The following is a 17,483-nucleotide window of genomic DNA, read 5'->3' as shown; positions in this document are numbered from 1 at the left end:
ACGAACGAAAACGAATCAAATGGTCAGAAGCACCTGCATGCTGTGAAGGGAGGGCGCGCAGTCCGAGTACGGCAGACAGGTCGTGCGGGTGTGAAGCGAGCTGATCTCGGTCACGGGTGGGAGGCACGCCGTGGCCCAGGCGTTGAACGTCGGCGTGAGCGAAGTCGGCAATGTCGCCCCGCCGCCGAGCAACCAAGCCTGCCCATCCGCTTCCAGCAGCCGCTGCTTGACGACGTCCGGGCACTGGCACGGCTCAGGCGCCTCACGCGAATCCGACACCGGCTCAGTAGAAGCTTGGCCGTGACACGAGCCATGGTTCGCCGATCCCTCCCCCCCGCAGTGACTCGCCGATTCATGCGCCGCCGCCTGGCTCGTGAGGCAGCAGCACCACATCGGCGTCCACGCCGCCAGGGCGAAGGCAACCACAAGACTCAGCAATCGGGTGGGCATGGGTGACATCAGCTTGAACCGTTCAACTGCCTTGGCGAGCTTTTTATTCCAACTTCCACGGCACAGCTTGTCAATACCGCGCTCGGCCGATCAGAGTTCCACACGTCGCAGCAACTGGGCGTTGATCGCCACGATCACCGTGCTCGCGGACATGAGGATTGCGCCCACGGCCGGGGCCAGCAGGATGCCCGCCCACGCCAGCACGCCCGCGGCCAGCGGAATCGCCACGATGTTGTAGCCCGCCGCCCACCAGAGGTTCTGCACCATCTTGCGATAGCTCGCCCGGCTCAGCGCCACGATGCGCGGCACATCTCGCGGATCACTCCGCACCAGCACCACGTCGCCGGCCTCCACCGCCACGTCCGTGCCGGCTCCGATGGCGATGCCGATGTCGGCGGTGACCAGGGCCGGCGCGTCGTTCACGCCGTCGCCAACCATCGCCACGCGTTTGCCCTGGGCCTGCAATTCCTTGATCTTCTCCGCCTTCTGCTCCGGCAGCACCTGCGCAAAGACGGTGTCGATGCCAAGCTCTTTCGCCACGGCGTTCGCCACGGCTTCGGAGTCGCCGGTGAGCATCGCCACCTCGATGCCGTTGTCGTGCAGCCGCTTCACCGCCTCGTACGACTCTTCGCGAATCGCATCGGCCACAGCGAACACCGCCAGCGCCTGCTCGCCTTCGACCAGGTAGATCGCCGCCTGCCCGCTCTCGCCGAAGCGATCGGCCGCCTCACGCAACGCTTCGTCAGGCTGCACATCGAACTTGCGCAGCAATGCCGGGCCACCGACCTTCAACTCCCGCCCATCCACTGTCGCCTGCACGCCATGGCCGGCGATGGCTTGAAAATCCTGTGCCCCGGGCACCGTCAGTTCACGCTCCTTGGCGCTGGCCAGCAGGGCGCGGGCGATGGGATGTTCCGAGTCGCGCTCGACCGCCGCGGCCAGGCGCAGCGTGTCGTCGGCATCCACGTTCGCCACAGCGACGGTGTCGATCACCCGGTGCTCGCCCAGCGTCAGCGTTCCGGTCTTGTCGAAGACCACCGCATCGAGCTTCCTTGCTTCTTCCAAGCCGCGACGGTCGCGTACCAGCAAACCGTTTCGGGCTCCGAGCGTCGTCGAGATTGCGACCACCAACGGCACGGCCAAACCCAGTGCATGAGGGCAGGCGATCACCAGCACCGTCACCACGCGGGTGATCGTGAAATCCAATTCCGCCCCGAACGCCAGCCATGCGATGAATGTGGCCACGCCGGCGGCGATGGCGACGAACGTCAGGTAGAACGCTGCCCGATCCGCCAGGGCCTGTGCCCGCGAACGGGAGCTTTGCGCCTGCTCGACCAGGCGCATGATGCCCGCGAGGGCGGTCTTGTCGCCCGTGCCGGTGACGGCGACGCGCAGCGAGCCTTCCCCGTTGACCGTGCCGGCGATGACTGACTCGCCTTCGTGCTTGGTGACCGGCTTCGATTCACCGGTGATCATCGCCTCGTTGACGCTGCTCTTGCCACTTTTCACTTCGCCGTCGGCCGGAATGCTCGCCCCGGGCCGAATCAGGAGCATGTCGCCGTCGTTGAGTTGATCGACGGGCACTTCCTCCGTCTGGTCGTCATCACTGATCCGCACGGCCGTATCGGGCAGCAGCTTCGCCAGTTCCTTCAGCGCCCCCTGGGCCTGGAAGATCGAGCGCATCTCGATCCAATGGCCCAGCAGCATGATCGTCACCAGCGTGGCCAGCTCCCACCACAGCGCGTGGCCTTCGTAGCCCAGTTCCACCGCCAGGCTGTAGAGAAAGGCGACGCAGATCGCCAGCGCGATCAGCGTCATCATGCCCGGCAGCCGGTCCGCCAGTTCGCGGTACGCCCCTTGCAGGAACACCCAGCCGCCATAGAAAAAGACGCTCATGCCGAAGATGGCGGGGATGAAACGTGAGCCGGGGAACTGCGGCGCGGTGTAGCCAAACCAGTCTTGCAGCATCGGCTCCCAGATCAGCGCCGGGATCGTCAGCACCAGGCAGACCCAGAACTTGTTGCGGAACATCGCCACGCTGTGCCCCGCGTGCTTGTCGTGCCCGCTGTGATCGTGGCCTTCGTGGCTGCCATGCCCCGCGTGCCGTTCCGCCGCGTGCTCAGCGTGCTCGTCCGGATGATGCTCGTTCTTGGAATGCTCAGGCATGTTGCCCCCTCATGTTCAGTGGCATGGCGGGACGACGGCTCACCGTACAACCCTATGGCCTCGACGCGCCGCAATCAGGGCAGTCGCTCCCTGTCACCTTTCAGAACGCCCGGGGATGGCGAGAGCATGCCACGATCCAGGCAAGTTCACTCCTTTCTTTTCCTGCCTTGATGCCGGTCGTCCAGCATGATACGCCACATGGGCGAACACATGATGATGGACGCGGACGACGAGCAGCGTCAGCAGATGATGATGCAGTGCCCGATGATGGACCACGGCAGGATGCATCGCGACGTGCCAGCAATGTTGACGCGATGCCCACTGGCGGCGCTCTGGTAACGCACGATCGATGCGATGGCGGAAGTGGGCGGAGTGGGTTGTCTAATGGGTGCCATGGATTTTCACTCATCGCGATCGGTGGTCACTGAAGCGTGCTAATTCCGCGCGGCCGTTTGTGAACTGTCGACAGCATCACTTCGCTGGGGTTCGACGATCAGGTCAAAGATTACCGTCACGGCAGGGTCGGCGCGGATCAGCCCGAACAATGCGGAGGGAGGTTTCACGTCGAAATCCCGCATGTCCAGTTTCTTGCTGCCGAGCACGGTGAAGCGGTGCTCATCAACGCGCTCGATCCGCACATCCATTTCAACGGCTTGTCGTTCGCCTGCGAGCGAGACATAGCCTTCCGTGGCGACGTGGAGGACGGGGCGATTCGTTTCCGACGACAGCGACCACGTGACGCCGACGACGCGGTCAAGTTCGTAGTGAATGTCGGGATGATCGTCGGCCTTGAGCGCGCCCTGCATGTCGCGTTCCATGGCTGAGTTCCCGCAGCCCAATGAATCAATGCGCACTTGGATCGTCGCGATCGGATCGTGATCGAGCGTCACGGCTGCATGGTCGGGGTCGACCTCGTCGCCGTCGCGTAGCCGTGCCTGAATGTGATCGATGACCTCATGAAACGTGTCGATCTTCGCACCCGGCGTGAAAGTTGATTCGGCCTGATAACCGGCGCAATCCCAGGAGCCGATGGTCGCGCTGCCCGCCAGACGGATGGCGCTGCCCTCGGCCAGTGCAAAAGTTGTCTCACTGACTTGTTCGTTCGTGTCCTGCTCGTCGGTGGGCTCGGTCGCGGCGGGGGTGGGTACGCCGGTCGAGATGCATGTGCTAAGCGTGACGGTGACGATCCCGGCGGTGATCAGTAGCGTTAAGGTCTGCATGGGTCGGCTCTCCTTCATCAGGACAAGTCGGCGAGACAAGGGGAATCGTGTTCTGGGGGCGTGTGCCACGGTGCCACCTCAGGGTAAAAGCTCCCCCGTCTCGCGTGGGAAAGACGGGGGAGCCGTGCGATACCTCGGCTCATTCGGACGCTGGGTTCGCTTGGCCGACGTAGACGGCAGCGATCTGTGGCGTCGCGTTGCTTGCGGCATACGGCGAGCGCGCGGCTCCGTTTGTCTGAAGCCACATCGACCCTGCCAGGCCGCTCTGGCCGGCGTGTCGATAGGCCAACGGGGCGTCGTCCTGATCGTGCCCGACGATGTTCAACACACCGACGACTGCCTGCGACAGTACGGCGAATGACGCGCGGCTGGCCGACAGTGATTGTGCCTCGGCCGCGTTCGCCGCCGTTCCCTGAAGGCGAGCGATCGAGATGCTCCAGTCCGACCGCACGGCTTCGTCGAGCGCCTCGGCATCCAGCACCGCCAAGGCTTCGACAACCTGCGCCAACTCATCCAACGCCTTTTGTGCTTGAGCCTGGTCGCCCGCGGCGAGGGCGGCACGGGCCTGCTCATAACCGTCGAGCACGCTCGACATCGCCTGCTGATGTTCGCTCGATCCGGCATCGCTTGGCACGGTCGGCTGCGGGGTCTGGCGCTTGACGATCCAGCTGATCTGCACCTGCACTTCATCTGCGGCACGGGCCATGCCCATCATCGCGCGGGGTGGGTCGATGCCAAAGTCGGTCATCAGCAGGTCCTTGGCCACGTCGATGCGCAGCCGATCGTTGGTCAGCGGTGTGATCGTCAGGTCCAGCGCGAGTAGGCGGCTGTGGCCTGCGATTTCAAGGTCGCCGATGGCTGTCCAGGCTGTCCCGTTGTCGGCAGCGGTGGCGCTCTCCAGCGACACCAGTGCGAAGGTCACGTTCGGGTGGGTGGATACCTTCAACGCCGAGTGCATGTTGCTTGCCAGGCCACGGCGATTGCCTTCCAGCGTTCCGGTCGGAATCTGCACCTGGATGCGTGGCGTGGCGTCGTCGGCTTGCAACGCGGGTTCGAGACGGAGTTCACCGTCCTGCTCGATCCAGTCGCCGGGCACTTCGATCCAGCCGCGGACCTGGTCGGTCGTGCCAGTCCAGTCGTGGACGTTGGACGTGCCTTCGACGAGGACGCTGTGGCCGGTGTCGCTTTCGTAGCGGATCGGCGGCGCGGCGAGCGTCGGCGTGGCGGCCAGCGCGATGGCGGCGATCATGCTGCCGGTTAGCGTTTGCATGGTTTTCGTGGTCATGGCTGAACCTTCCTTTGCTGAACAGTGTGAACAAGTTTCGTTTCGAATCCCGCGAACCGCCGGCAGGCCGTCCGCGGGTTGTGCCCTTGTGCGAGGGGAGTGAATCAGAAGCCGAAGGAGACTTCCATCATGAAGCCGGTGAACGACGGGTCGTTCCAGGCGTCGACGCCGCTGACGCGCTGGCCTGTCGAGAAGCCGTCATAGAGTTGGTGGACATACTCGGCCTTGACCAGCACGGTGTCGTAGAGCCAGTAGCCGCCGCCGATTTGGCCGCGATGCACGAGGCCGCTGGAGGACTCGCCGGCGAGTCGCTGGGCGGCCGCGCCGCTGTAGCGTGCGGCGAGATGCATGCGCGGGGTGAGGTAGTAGGCGCCTTCGACGCCGTAGTAGAGCCATTCGTCGCGGCCGCCGGCGTTGGCGTCGTCACGGACCCAGCCAACGTTGCCGTAGAGTTCGAGGTCATTGAGGATCCAGGTCAGGTCGCCCTGGAAGGCGAGCACGCTCTGGCCGCCGCCTGCGAACACCTGACCCGGCGAGTCACCGGTGAGTACGCCCTGGTAGACGCCGCCGCCGCGACTGGTGCGGAAGAGGTTGGACCGCACGCCGGTGTCCGAGGCGTGGTCGACGTAGTAGGCCGAGCCTGCGACGCGCAGGTCGCCGAGGTTGGCCCAGAGCTTGCCGTGCGTGCTGAAGCCGCGACCGGGGTCGAAGCCGCCGGTTTCCGAGCCACTACCGAAGCCGACCAGCCAGTTGAACACGTCCGGCTCGGCATTGAAGACTTCCATGCCGATTTCAGTCGTCTTGGGATCGACCACATGGTTGCCGATAAGAATGTTCCGCTGTGACCGGGCGTTGTCCGTGCGTCGATACCGATTGTCACCGAAGTCGATTTCAAACTGGCCGGCCTTGACGTTGACCACTTCAAACAAGTTGCCCAGCAGCGTGCCTTCCGTGCCGGGGATGTGGCGCATGATCATGTAGCCTTCATGGCCCTGGAGCTTGTCGGCGCTGGTGGGGCTGCTGAGGTAGAGGTCGAAGTAGACTTCGAGCCCGCCGTCGTAAAGGTCAGCCAGGAAGTCGACGCTGCCCCAGGCAGTCTGGAAGCCCGGCGAAAGCGAGCCGCGCTGGCCCACCCCGTTAATCTCGACGTTGCGCTGCTGGAGATATTGCAGTCGGCCGGCCGTCTGGAGGCCCATGTACAGGTCGATCGGGCCACCGCGGCCGATCTGCACACTCATCTCATCGAGCTTGCCGTGCTCCATCCAGCCGTCGTAGCGGACGCGTTCCCAGCCCGGCTTGAAGTCGCCGGTGTCCAGCATGAAACCATCGCGCTGCCTGGCTTCCGCCGGGGCGGCGGGTTGCTCAGCCTGCTGCTCGACGCCATCCAGACGAAGACGCAGTGTCTCCATGTCGGCCCTGAGCTGCTCATGCTCTGCCCGGGGAACGTAGTCGTCCTGTGCCTGCCCCGGTGTCGCCAGCAGGCCCGCGCCGAGGGCGCCGGTGACGAGCATGGCAGTCCATTTGCCTGGGGTTGTGAGGGTCATCGTCGTTTGCCTTTCTCTGTTGCCTGCCTCGGAGCGCCGAGCACACGCTGCGATCAAACCGAGGACAAGCCGAAATCAAATGTCTGTTGTCATGTTGTGAAACCTCCGTGTGTGGCCACGCAGCCCGGTCTTTGCCCACGTCACGGTCCGACTCATGTCAGGTCGCCGGTCATCTCATGAGCGTCCCTCCTTCACGTTGCAGCTCGGCGGCTGCGGCTTCGACCAGCTCGATCAACTCAGGGCGTGGCTTGCCGGTCCAGTAGTAAAAAAGTCCCTGCTCCACGATGCCCGCATCGCGAGCCGACGAGTTCCAACTGATCGCGATGATCCGCACCTGCGGATGGGCTTCCTTGAGCAATGCGATCTCCTTTTGCGCGGCCTCCGGCCGCTGTTCGATCCGGTCCACCACCGCGACGTGCAGTGACGCCGCACGACCCATCGCGTTCGCCTCCGTACCCGGCCGCACCGACTGAACGGCGAACCGATCCGTCGCCAGGTGCTCGGTCAAGAACGCGGCGACGAACGGAGTTGGGCTGATGACCAGAATCTGAAGGCGGTTCATGGCAACGGCTTCCTCGTTCGCGTTCGGCCGGGCGGAGACAGCAGCGTCGCCGCACATGTGGAGGTAGAAGATGCAACTGCAGTGCCGGAAGTGGCGATAAATAAATAAAAAGACTAAAAAGGCGTTTTATGTGGTTTTTACGCTGCTTCCGCTCGCGCAAATGCGGGAGCGCTGAGGGGAGCCGTGGCGGGCCTGTCGCGCCGATGTGACAACGGAAATGATGCGAACAAGCTGCCGATTTCGTAAAAGCCGTTTAATGCACGGATTATCGATGTCACGCAGATGTGACAGATGATCCCGGCCGTTCACGCCCCCGTGACGCGCGACCGTCAAAGGCCACGGCGTGCCGTTCGCCAGCATTGCCTGCACATGCGAGAATGCGCATCTGTGGAACCGTGATGATGTCCATGACCAACCCCCCGCCCCTCGACCAGAGCCTGCAGGCACGCCACCGGCGGGCGATGTTTGTCGCCGCTGGCGTCGTGGCGGCGCTGTTCATCGTCTATGAGATCGTGGAACGCTTCTGGCTTCAGGGGTTCGACGTGGGCACGCTGCATCTACTGCACCGCGTGCGGGGCGTAACGGTGGCGTTGATCGCGGCGGCGCTGGTGGGCTGGCTGATCGTGCGAGCCTCGCCATCCTTACTCGTCAGGCCGCCGCATGCAGCGGCGTCGACGCAGGGCGAACGCCCCACGCGTCAGCAGCGCGAGCGCAACTTCGCCCGCTGGTTCATCGTCATGCGATGGATCGCTGTGCTCGTTGCCATCGTGTTGGCCTACCTCGTCGTTCGGGTATTGCACCTGCTGCCGGAGCAAGTCTGGTGGCCGTTGGTTGTGGTCATCATCGTCACGGCAATTCTGAATCTGGCCTACATGTATCTCCAGCGGCTGAATCCGCTGCCGCGTTTCCTTCTGCCGATGCAGGCGTACGGCGACCTGGTCATTCTCACCCTGCTGCTCCATCTTTCCGGCGGGGTGGAGAATCCGCTTTCGCCATTGATGCTCTTTCACGTCATCATCGCCGGCATTGTGCTCAGTCGGGCGCATTGCTATGCGGTGGCCACCACCGGCAGTGTGCTGTTCGCGCTGCTGGCAAGCGGCGAAGCCACCGGCGTCTTGCCGCATTACTCGCTGGAGATTTTCCCGCACTACGAAGCGGAACATCTGCCCCATGCCGCCCATCAGCCGATGTACGTGATCAGCCACGTCAGTCTTCACGCGGTCATCCTGTTCCTCGCCGCCTACTTCGTCAGCACGCTCGGCGAACGGATGCGCCAGGATGAAACGCAACTGGCCGACCTCGCCGAGCAGGCGATGGCGCATCGGAAACTCGTGGAACAAGCTTTGGAAACCACCGAGACCGGCCTGTGCGTGTGCAACCGTCAGGCCGACCCGTACTGGACCAACCAGCGCTGGCGGACATGGTTCCAGGGCACGTCGGTCGACACGGTCGCCAAGCGTTGCGGCTGTGACGACGACGCCCCCGCACGGCAAGCTCTCCATGACGGGCAACGGCGCACGATTGAAGTCACGCTCCCGGCGGGCGAAAATGACGCTGGCCCACGTATTTTCCAGATCACCACGGCCCCGCTCAGCGGCAAGGACGGCCAGCCCAGTCATGTCGTCTCATTGGCTCATGACGTCACCGAGCAACATGAACTCCAGTCTCGCCTGATTCGGGCCGGCAAACTCGCGGCGGTGGGTGAACTGGCCGGGCAGGTCGCCCACGAGGTGAACAATCCCATTGCCATTATCAGCGCCAAGGCGCGCCTGCTCATCGAAGACGATGCCCAGCAAATGCCGACCAAGGTCCGGGAGGAACTGGCCAAGATCGCGGAACTGGCGGACCGCGTGGCCCAGATCGCTCAGGGATTATTGTCGTATTGCCGACCCTCACCGGCGACGCGCCAGCCGATCGACGTCCGCCAGCCGATCCGCAGCGCCATTCACACGATAGATCACCGGGCCCGCAACCTTAGCATCGTGATCGACGACCAGTTGCCCGACGTGATGCCGACGGTTCACGCCAACGCCGGCGAAATCCAGCAGGTATTCCTCAATCTGCTGCTGAACGCACTGGACGCGATGCCCGATGGGGGGCGGCTGACCATCACCGGCGAACGGCGCAACGGTGATGCGGCCGACGCTTCGCCGCCGCAACTCGTGTTGAGCGTGGCCGACACCGGTGTCGGCATTCCCGAGACCATTCAAGAACAGGTGTTCGAGCCGTTCTATACGACCAAAACCGATGGCAAGGGGACGGGCCTGGGCCTGTCCATCTGTGCCGGGCTGATCCGCAGTCACGGCGGACGCATTCACCTCAAGAGCGAGCCCGGCGACGGCGCAAAGGTCTTCGTGGAACTGCCGATCGACGCCGACAGGGAGAATCGCACCAATGCATAAAGCGAAAGTGTTCATCGTGGACGATGAGCCGGGCATGCTCGAAGTCTGCGCCGATACGCTGGCGAAGCTGGACGATGTCGAAGTGGCTGTGGAGTCCAACGGCAACCAGGCCGTGAAACGGCTGACCGGCGAGGAAAGTTGGGACCTGCTGATTACCGACATCCGCATGCCCGACATCCATGGCGTGGACTTGCTGCGCATCGCCCGCCGACACGACCCGAACCTCGTCGTGCTCATGCTCACCGCCTTTCCGACGGTCGAGACAGCGGTCGAAAGCATGAAACTCGGCGCGGCCGACTATCTCACCAAGCCCTTCCTGCCCGACGACCTGCGCGCCACCGTTCGCCGATTGCTCGAACAACGCCGACTCCGCGAAGAGAACAACCTGCTCCAACGCCAGGTTGAACGAAGCAACCGCTTCGGCGACATGATTGGCTGCAGCGAACCGATGCGACGTGTGTTCGACACCGTGCAGCGCGTCGCCCCCAACGATGTCGACGTACTCATCCTCGGCGAAACCGGAACGGGCAAGGAACTGGTCGCACGCAGCATTCACCAGCAAAGCGGGCGCAAGGATAATCGCTTCGTGCCCGTCGACTGTGGCGCAATTCCCGAGGCCTTACTGGAAAGCGAATTCTTCGGCCACGAGCGCGGTGCATTCTCCGGCGCGGACACGCGCAGCCTCGGCCTGATGGAATTTGCCGACGGCGGCACGTTCTTCCTTGACGAAATCGGGCAGTTGCCGATCAACCTCCAGGCCAAGCTATTGCGAGCCTTGCAGGAGCGGCGCATTCGGCGGGTCGGTGGCACGCAGGAAATTGAACTGGACGTGCGCGTCATTGCCGCCACCTCGCTGAACCTGGAGCAGGAGATCGCCGAGCAGCGGTTCCGTGCCGACCTGTTTTACCGCATCAATGTCGCCCGGATCGATCTGCCGCCGCTGCGCGACCGGGCGGAAGACATTGCGCTGCTGGCCAGGCATTTTGTGCAGCGACACGCCGGCGAGATGGGACACAAGCAGATCAACATTACGCCGGAGGCGCTTGAAGTTTTGTGCAGCTACCGCTGGCCGGGCAATGTGCGGGAATTGCAGAACGCGATCCGCCGCGCCTTGGCGATGACTCGCGACAGCGAACTGCGGCCCGATGACTTGCCGACGGAACTCGTCATCGCCGCCGGCGACGTCGGGTGCGGCAAGGACCACGGCCTGTTCGAGCTTCGCGATCAGCACGTCACCGATTTCGAACGGCAATACCTGGCGCAACTGATGCAGCGTCACCAGGGCGACGTGGTCGCCGCGGTGGGCGAGGCGAAGGTGCCGCGCGGCACGCTCTATCGGCTCTTGAAAAAGCATGACCTGAACCCAGCCGACTTCCGCTTCGACGATGCCGGCCAGCAGATCTGAGCAGGGGTTGGTCGCTCCTCATCTATGCCGGCAAGCAGCGTATCCAAGGAACGCATTGTCGGCTCACGAACTCAGCCTCATGCGCCACGTACGCCTGATCCATCGACGGGGCGGTTGCCTACGGCAAAGGTTGATCAACGCCACGGTGCAGATGCCCGATGCGTCCGCCCGGGGGCATGACGCCGTAGAGAAACACGGTCGTCATTTTCTCCGTGACCTTCATGGCGTGCTCATCGCCGGCTCGGGTCATGAGCATGTCGCCGGGGCCCAGTTCGTACGTCTTGCCTTCACTGGTGGCAATGCCTCGGCCTTCGATGATGATCCAGCATTCATTGCAGTCGTGAAAGTGCAGTTCGATCTCCGCGCCAGGTTCGTGGCGGGCGATGCCGTAGTGAGACACCTCGCACCAACTGGGGAATTTGTTTTCGCTTGTCGTGGTTTTGGGCATGGACAGATCACTCCCTGAGGGTGAGCAGTACTCTTACAAAATGGACGCGTGGGCCGTCGGCCCTGTCGGTGAGCGCGGCGTCCGCCATACTGGAAAAATACTTGGCGGCGTTACTCATCGGCGTTCGCGCGGCGGTGAGCTTCGTACTGCTTGACCCACTTGGCAGTCTGGTGCAGATAGAAACGCGGGTCGAGGTCGCCATAATCCTGGTACGTGTATGTGTCGGTCGCCTTCGGCACAGCGGGTTCGATCTGGCTGCCTTCATGCCATTCGTTGAATGATGTGATGCTGACGTAGGGAGCATTGGCTTCAATGACGTCCTGCCATGATGCCTCATAAGTTCGGCCAGTATTGTCATCTCGCGTCTGCACATGCATGTCGGGGGTGATGCCGTCGGGCACGGCACGGTCTTCGACGTAGCCAGGACCGATCGAGGGCACGTAAATTTTCCCTTCTTCCTCGAATTGCTCGGCGACATCAATCAGCAGCAGTCGTCGGCGTTCTTCGGATTCGAAGAGCGGGATGGTGTCATACGTATAGCCGCCGTCGAAATCACCGTCGACGACGACGGTCAGGTCGGAGGTCTGGGCAAGTACGACACTGTCATATTCGGTGCCGCGAATCTCGGCGATCGCTTCACGCCAATCGGCCGCGTCGCTGTCGAGCGAGCGGAAGATGTAGAACATGGGGCGATCATCGAGCTCGCTGGCGCGGTAGAAGGCGGGATGATCGCCGTAGCGGTCGATGATGTAGCGGAAATCGTCGATGGTGCTGGCGGCGGTTCGTCCTTCGTAGGGTTCGTGGTGAAAGTTGACCTTCAAGCCGGCTTCGGCAGCGGCGTCGAGGACGGGCTGGGTGAGCTGATCTTCATAGCTGTCCCGGCCCCACCATGTCAGCGAGAGCACGCCGGCACCGGACTGGCGAATCCAGATCATGTGCTGCCGAAGGACGGCGGGGTCGGAAGAGCTGTACGCGCCGAGCAGGGGATAGAAGTTAGCGCCGATCTGCTCCGGTGGAGTGTGGCCGCCCTGTTGCCAATGCACGTAGCTGTCCTGGTGGGGCGGGGCGCCGTACCAGTTGTAGTAGAACACGTGGACGCGATCGGAGATGACGGGGGCTTCGCGCGAGGCGGTGGCGCGAGTGGTGATGTGCCGTTCGGTCGCCGGTTCGTCGAGAACCTTGAGCAGGTAGCGGAGCGTGCCTTCGATCATGTGATCGCGCTCGGGGTGAATCTGCGTCAGCAGTGAGGCGGCATAGAGCACGCGTGTGCGTCGGCTGCCGTCGAAGTCGAGACGTTCGGTGTAGACCGCGCCGTCGCCGCGCGATTCGCCGTGCTGGTCTTTGAGTGTGATCAGGCGATCGTAGCGGTCGGCGCTGGTGAGCGGGACCATGGGTCGCCATCTCTGGTCGCCGTCGCGTGGGAAGGGCACGGTGTCCGGCAGGTCGGCGTCGGTCATGGCAGACGCCATGGCGACGAGTTCGAGGGTGTCGCCCGCGTTGGGCGCTTCAAAGCCGCTGACGGCGTGGACGGACTCGCCTGAGCCGAGCAGCATCAGCGAGAGACGATCGCGTACGCGGCGCGACGACTCGCCATGCTCGTCGACGTAGAACGGCAGCGGGCCGGAGCAGAGGACCACGAGCACGCCGCCCTGCTGCATGTAGCGTTGCAGCGCGGCCTCGATGTCGCCGGGTTTTTCCGCCGTGCCGTGGTACTGCTCGGGGGAGAGATAGAACACGGCGGGATACTGCTCGGGGTTGAGTACGTCGGGGTCGATGACCTGTTCGGGTGTGAGGTTGTGCAGTTTCTCTTCGATGCCGTGGCGACGGAGGAAGGTGAGCACATGGTTGCCTTCATCTGGTCCGGGCAGCACGGCGAAGGGGCCAGCGGCGGCGAGCTTGTCGCCGAAGCTGCTGCGTTCACCTTCGGAGCGATGCATGAGCGGGTCGAGGTATTGATGCTCGTGGGTGAGTTGGCCATTGGCGTCGAAGGTCAGCAGCGTCCAGCCGGGCGATTGTTCGTCGCGCGGCATGCCGAAGGAGACGGGGGGGATGCTGATGAATGTCGCGCTGGCGTGTGTGAGTTTGAATGTGCGGTGGGTGTGGGCGGAGAGCACGGCGGCAACGTTGCCCTGCTCGATGAGGCCGAGCAGGCGGTCGCGTGAATCGCGGTCGAGGTTGAAGTAGGTTTCGCGTTCGTCGTGCTCTTCGAGGAAGAGCGGGTAGTGGGTGAGGAGAATGGTGACGCGGTCGTCGGGCTGGGCGAGTTCGCGTTCGAGCATGTCCCATTGCGATTGTTCGTCGTCGAGGCCGGAGGTGAAGAGGGAAGCGTTGACGCCGATGACGCGCAGGTCGGGCGCGACGTGTTCGGTGAAGAACGCGTCGCCGACGTGACTTTGGAAGCTGGCGAGGCGATCGGCGGTGATGCTCGCGCCGCCGCCGGGCAGCGGCTTGTGTCCGACATCACGGTTGCCGGGCACGGCGAGCACGTTGGCGTCGAGCTGACCGATCGCGGCGTTGTACTGCGCATATTGATCATCATGGCCGTCGAGCGTGAGGTCGCCCGCGACGAGGACGAGGTCGACTGCTGCGTCGTTGATCTGGGCGAGGATGCGGTCCAGGTTGTCGCGGTAGGGCTGGTGGTCGTCGTCGGGTGACAGGTGCAGATCGCCCATCACAGCGATGCGCAGGGGCTGATCGTTCGCATCGGTCGCCGGTGTGAGAGCCATGAGCACCATGGCCAGCAGAAGGCAGAAGTTCGCATGTAGTCGTGTCGTCGTCATTGGCACGTGTCACTCCAGAGTTTGATGATTCGCTGATGGTTCGTGATTGAGTTACGTATTTAGTGTCGTTTTCGAGGGGCTTTGCACATCTACCGTGCTGCGGGGGCTCAGGTGGTCACGTCGAAGGGGGTAGGGCCCTTGGCGTGGAGAACGGCAGTGAGGTCGAGTGTGCGCCAGTGATTCTTGCCGAGGCCGTAGTAGAGGTCGGCTGAAACCTGACTGCCGTCGACGTGGACCATGCCATAGCCTTCGACGTTGCCGCATTCGAAGTGTTCAATGTGAGGCTGTTCATTGGCGAGGATTTCGCGGCGCATTTCTTCGGTGTCGGGTGAGAAGCGTGGTTCGAGGGTGACGATGTCGGGGCCGTACTCGCTGACGCCTTCCCAGACTTGTCGCGGTCGACTGTCGGGCGAACGGACGATGCTGTTGACGGCGAGCTCGATGAAGTGGCCGGTGTCGGTGCGTCGTCGGACAAAGCCGTAGCGGTGGAGGTGGCCGGTGAGGGCGATGACATGGTGCTTGCCAAGGAGGTCGAGGAACTGCTTGCGGTCGTCGGCCTGGTTGGGATGGCCGAACACGGTCCAGTTGGCGCGGGCGTGGTAGGGCACGACGGGCTGGTGGGTGACGACGAAGATGTGCTCGTGCTGGCCGGTGTGCTTTTCGAGTGTTTCGCTGAGCCAGGGGAGGATCTGTCGGCGGTCGTAGCAGTCGAGGTAGACGAACAGGGCGTTTTTGTGTTCGACGACGAAGTTGGCCGAGTCGAGCTGGCGGCCAACCTGTTCACTCATGAACGGGAGCATGCAGTCGTCGAAGGCTTCGTCTGCCCCGGGGCCAGTGATGTCGTGGTTGCCCTTGGTGATGAGGTAGGGGGCGCCCCACTGGCTTTCGCGGACCCAGTCGAGGGCGTCCTCGAACTGTTTGACCTGAAGTTCGTAGCTGCCGCAGAGACCTTCGACGAAGTCGCCGATGTTAATGACGTAGTCGACGTCGTTGGGGGTGGCGGCGATGACGTCGCGGAGTTCCGTGCCGAGGTGGGGGAGGATTTCGGTGGTGAAGCGGACGTAGCCTTCGATCTGGCGGATGTCGTTGGGCTTTTCGCGCTTGACCCAGTCCATGTCGTGGTGTTCCCACAGATCGTAGTGCAGGTCGCCCAACAGGCCGAAGGACCAGGCGGCGTTGGAGCGAGCGGCGGCCGCGGCGGCGTGGGCGCGCGTTATCGGCAAGCCGCCGAGGAAGCTGGCACCGAGCAGGGCGGTGGTGGACCCCTTGAGGAAGGCGCGTCGGCTTAAATCAGCGGGGTTGGTCATGGTCATGGCCCTTTCGTGTTGGCATGGTGGGGAAACGAATGGGGCCGACGGGAGATAGCAAAGCGTGTCGTGCAGCATCCGCCCGCGGCCTGGATGGATTTGGTGTACTACGTTTGTGTCAATTCTGCAGTGCGGCTCGATCAGTCGTTCGTTGTTTCGAAGATTTCGTCAACGGGCTTGCCGTCCCATGCGTCGGGACGTGGCAGGCCGAGTGCGTGGAGTGCGGTGGCGGCGGTGTCGATGATGGAAACGGGGCTTTGGATGACGTGGCCTTGCCGGACGCCGGGGCCAACGGCGATCCATGGGATGATGGTGTCTTCTTCCGTGCCCTGGCCGTGTCCGCGGCCGTGTCCACCGTGGTCGGAGCTGATGATCAGGAGGGTTTTGTTCCACATATCTGCATCGCGAAGGGCTTGGACGATCTGACCGATGGCGCGGTCGATCACGGGCATGGCGGCGAACTGTTCGTCGGAGAGCCAGCCGTGTCGATGGCCGAGGCCGTCGAGGTTGCCCATCCAGATGAAGCAGAGCGTGGGTCGGTTTTCTTCGATGTGGTCGGCGGCGAGGGGCGCGACGCGGTGGGCTTCGTAGGGGCTGCGTTGGAAGTACGTGCCAGGAGTGTCGGATTCGACGGGGTAGAGTTTCCAGTGGCCGAGGAACCCGGAGGCCAGGCCGCCGTGCTCGGCGACGACCTGGAAGACGGTGGGCACTTGGAGGGAGAGGTCGGCCAACTGTTCCTGGGTGACCGGGTGCATGTTGATGCTGTGGGTGTCGGGGCGTGAGCTGGTGAGCATGGAGGCCCAGTTGACCTGAGTGACGGTGGGATGCACCGCGCGGGCGTTCCAGGACACACTGCCCTGCTGGATCAGTTCGTGCAGCACGGGGCCGGCCCCTTGCTGAATGATCTCCGGTCGGGCACCGTCAAGACCGATCACGACCACATATTCTGCTTGTGCCGCCCGCGATTCAGCCGTCGCCGGCACCAGTCCTGCCGCCCCCAAGGCGAGCAATGCGAAAAACAAGCCGACGCTAGCCTTCATCAGTTTTACCTTTCCCATTGAAACAGCACCCATACGAGCCACCCCGCTAGACGCGCCCTTGCCGGGGTGGCGACGAGGCTCAGGCGATCTTCACCCCGGCCGTCGGGCATATCGCAGGCGCGTCGTCCTATATGCCTTGCCACTAGCTCGCTCGCCTCAATAGCAGTGCGCCGCTGAACATGCCCAGCAAGGCGGCGCTTGCCGGCTCGGGGATCACAAAGCCGGGGCTGCCGATGTCATTGTCGCGGGGCGAGTTGGCTCGCCAAGCACCGAGTTCCCCTTCCACGCTTTGCACCCAGTTGTCCGGTGCATCCCAGTCTTCGCGGAAGGGGTCGCCCCCGATGGTCAGAGACCATCCGCCAGCCGTAGCTCCTTCGGCTTCAGGCCAGGGATCTTCCACGCCATACGTCATTTGAACGACGGTGTTCCCTGCCGGGTCGCGGATGGTGATGGTCCCTCCGCCAAGAATCAGCCCGGGCCAATCCGTCGTCTCCAGAAAGTTGATGTCCTCGCCCCATGCGGCCTGATAACCTTCAAGCGTTCGCCCCCCCGAACCGTCTGATCGAATCAACACAGCTACGCCGCTGGCGGGCAACAGGCCCCCGTCAATGGTCGCCACATTCGAGCCACGTTGGAGCTCATAGCCGGTCAGGTCGAGATCGACATCGCCGCGATTGAACAATTCCAGATATTCCCATTGATTATTCCCGTGGGGGTTGTACATGACCTCGGAGATGATGACATCGGCATGGCTTAGTGAAACGGTGCACATCGATGCCAGGCCGAAGGCGGCCGCCGCCACGGTCAATCGGAATTGGTGAAACAGGTGCAGGTGTTGAAACATGATAATCCTTCGTTGACGAAAAGGGGAAAT

Annotated in this window: 14 protein-coding genes; 3 read left to right on the top strand and 11 right to left on the bottom strand. The window is 63.3% G+C overall.

Features of this window, described 5'->3' with window-relative positions:
- Positions 1–15: 15 nt before the first annotated feature.
- Entirely contained in the window at positions 16–450 is a 435-nt protein-coding gene (locus ACERK3_07480) for a hypothetical protein (protein ID MFA9478138.1), read from the bottom strand.
- 90 nt (positions 451–540) lie between these two features.
- On the bottom strand, positions 541–2,616 hold the full coding sequence (locus tag ACERK3_07475; GenBank protein MFA9478137.1) for a heavy metal translocating P-type ATPase: 2,076 nt from the start codon (positions 2,614–2,616) through the stop codon (positions 541–543).
- Between the two features lie 198 nt (positions 2,617–2,814).
- Here ACERK3_07475 and ACERK3_07470 point away from each other — a divergent pair, with 198 nt between their 5' ends.
- A complete protein-coding gene (locus ACERK3_07470) occupies positions 2,815–2,955 on the top strand; it encodes a hypothetical protein (GenBank protein MFA9478136.1) in 141 nt (46 codons plus the stop codon).
- Positions 2,956–3,050: 95 nt separating this feature from the next.
- Here the strand turns inward: ACERK3_07470 and ACERK3_07465 are convergent, their stop codons facing one another.
- The 4 genes from ACERK3_07465 to ACERK3_07450 form a co-directional block, all read right to left on the bottom strand.
- A complete protein-coding gene (locus tag ACERK3_07465; GenBank protein ID MFA9478135.1) occupies positions 3,051–3,836 on the bottom strand; it encodes a YceI family protein in 786 nt (261 codons plus the stop codon).
- A gap of 139 nt (positions 3,837–3,975) precedes the next feature.
- The gene (locus tag ACERK3_07460) at positions 3,976–5,121 is read right to left on the bottom strand and encodes a YceI family protein (GenBank protein MFA9478134.1); all 1,146 of its coding nucleotides are present in this window, start codon (positions 5,119–5,121) and stop codon (positions 3,976–3,978) included.
- A 104-nt stretch (positions 5,122–5,225) separates the two neighbouring features.
- On the bottom strand, positions 5,226–6,665 hold the full coding sequence (locus tag ACERK3_07455) for a hypothetical protein (protein ID MFA9478133.1): 1,440 nt from the start codon (positions 6,663–6,665) through the stop codon (positions 5,226–5,228).
- Positions 6,666–6,834: 169 nt separating this feature from the next.
- Positions 6,835–7,227, bottom strand: coding sequence for a hypothetical protein (locus ACERK3_07450; protein MFA9478132.1), 393 nt, complete (start codon positions 7,225–7,227; stop codon positions 6,835–6,837).
- A 407-nt stretch (positions 7,228–7,634) separates the two neighbouring features.
- Between ACERK3_07450 and ACERK3_07445 the strand changes: the two genes are divergently transcribed.
- Both ACERK3_07445 and ACERK3_07440 read left to right on the top strand, forming a co-directional pair.
- A complete protein-coding gene (locus ACERK3_07445) occupies positions 7,635–9,629 on the top strand; it encodes an ATP-binding protein (GenBank protein ID MFA9478131.1) in 1,995 nt (664 codons plus the stop codon).
- Entirely contained in the window at positions 9,622–11,034 is a 1,413-nt protein-coding gene (locus ACERK3_07440) for a sigma-54-dependent transcriptional regulator (protein ID MFA9478130.1), read from the top strand. The genes ACERK3_07445 and ACERK3_07440 overlap by 8 nt, the downstream gene beginning before the upstream one ends.
- Before the next feature lie 118 nt (positions 11,035–11,152).
- Here the strand turns inward: ACERK3_07440 and ACERK3_07435 are convergent, their stop codons facing one another.
- From ACERK3_07435 to ACERK3_07415, 5 genes are all read right to left on the bottom strand, one after another.
- Complete coding sequence (locus ACERK3_07435) at positions 11,153–11,482, bottom strand: cupin domain-containing protein (GenBank protein ID MFA9478129.1); 330 nt, start codon at positions 11,480–11,482, stop codon at positions 11,153–11,155.
- A gap of 110 nt (positions 11,483–11,592) precedes the next feature.
- Positions 11,593–14,262 carry a metallophosphoesterase gene (locus ACERK3_07430; protein ID MFA9478128.1) on the bottom strand — a complete coding sequence of 890 codons (2,670 nt, stop codon included), beginning with the start codon at positions 14,260–14,262 and terminating at the stop codon, positions 11,593–11,595.
- 107 nt (positions 14,263–14,369) lie between these two features.
- Positions 14,370–15,575 (bottom strand): metallophosphoesterase, encoded by a 1,206-nt coding sequence (locus ACERK3_07425; protein MFA9478127.1) that lies wholly within the window; start codon positions 15,573–15,575, stop codon positions 14,370–14,372.
- Positions 15,576–15,709: 134 nt separating this feature from the next.
- Positions 15,710–16,609 carry an alkaline phosphatase family protein gene (locus ACERK3_07420; protein MFA9478126.1) on the bottom strand — a complete coding sequence of 300 codons (900 nt, stop codon included), beginning with the start codon at positions 16,607–16,609 and terminating at the stop codon, positions 15,710–15,712.
- Positions 16,610–16,751: 142 nt separating this feature from the next.
- Positions 16,752–17,453 carry a lamin tail domain-containing protein gene (locus ACERK3_07415; GenBank protein ID MFA9478125.1) on the bottom strand — a complete coding sequence of 234 codons (702 nt, stop codon included), beginning with the start codon at positions 17,451–17,453 and terminating at the stop codon, positions 16,752–16,754.
- Between the last annotated feature and the right edge of the window lie 30 nt (positions 17,454–17,483).

This window comes from Phycisphaerales bacterium AB-hyl4, from assembly GCA_041821185.1.
GTDB classification, from domain to species: Bacteria; Planctomycetota; Phycisphaerae; order Phycisphaerales; family Phycisphaeraceae; genus Natronomicrosphaera; species Natronomicrosphaera hydrolytica.
Note: the sequence above shows the minus strand (reverse complement) of the source record. Positions and strands in the feature narration are given on the sequence as shown.

Coding starts and splice junctions, on each gene's coding strand:
- ACERK3_07480 (MFA9478138.1), bottom strand. CDS start 450: ATGCCCACCCGATTGCTGAGTCTTGTGGTTGCCTTCGCCCTGGCGGCG.
- ACERK3_07475 (MFA9478137.1), bottom strand. CDS start 2,616: ATGCCTGAGCATTCCAAGAACGAGCATCATCCGGACGAGCACGCTGAG.
- ACERK3_07470 (MFA9478136.1), top strand. CDS start 2,815: ATGGGCGAACACATGATGATGGACGCGGACGACGAGCAGCGTCAGCAG.
- ACERK3_07465 (MFA9478135.1), bottom strand. CDS start 3,836: ATGCAGACCTTAACGCTACTGATCACCGCCGGGATCGTCACCGTCACG.
- ACERK3_07460 (MFA9478134.1), bottom strand. CDS start 5,121: ATGACCACGAAAACCATGCAAACGCTAACCGGCAGCATGATCGCCGCC.
- ACERK3_07455 (MFA9478133.1), bottom strand. CDS start 6,665: ATGACCCTCACAACCCCAGGCAAATGGACTGCCATGCTCGTCACCGGC.
- ACERK3_07450 (MFA9478132.1), bottom strand. CDS start 7,227: ATGAACCGCCTTCAGATTCTGGTCATCAGCCCAACTCCGTTCGTCGCC.
- ACERK3_07445 (MFA9478131.1), top strand. CDS start 7,635: ATGACCAACCCCCCGCCCCTCGACCAGAGCCTGCAGGCACGCCACCGG.
- ACERK3_07440 (MFA9478130.1), top strand. CDS start 9,622: ATGCATAAAGCGAAAGTGTTCATCGTGGACGATGAGCCGGGCATGCTC.
- ACERK3_07435 (MFA9478129.1), bottom strand. CDS start 11,482: ATGCCCAAAACCACGACAAGCGAAAACAAATTCCCCAGTTGGTGCGAG.
- ACERK3_07430 (MFA9478128.1), bottom strand. CDS start 14,262: ATGACGACGACACGACTACATGCGAACTTCTGCCTTCTGCTGGCCATG.
- ACERK3_07425 (MFA9478127.1), bottom strand. CDS start 15,575: ATGACCATGACCAACCCCGCTGATTTAAGCCGACGCGCCTTCCTCAAG.
- ACERK3_07420 (MFA9478126.1), bottom strand. CDS start 16,609: ATGAAGGCTAGCGTCGGCTTGTTTTTCGCATTGCTCGCCTTGGGGGCG.
- ACERK3_07415 (MFA9478125.1), bottom strand. CDS start 17,453: ATGTTTCAACACCTGCACCTGTTTCACCAATTCCGATTGACCGTGGCG.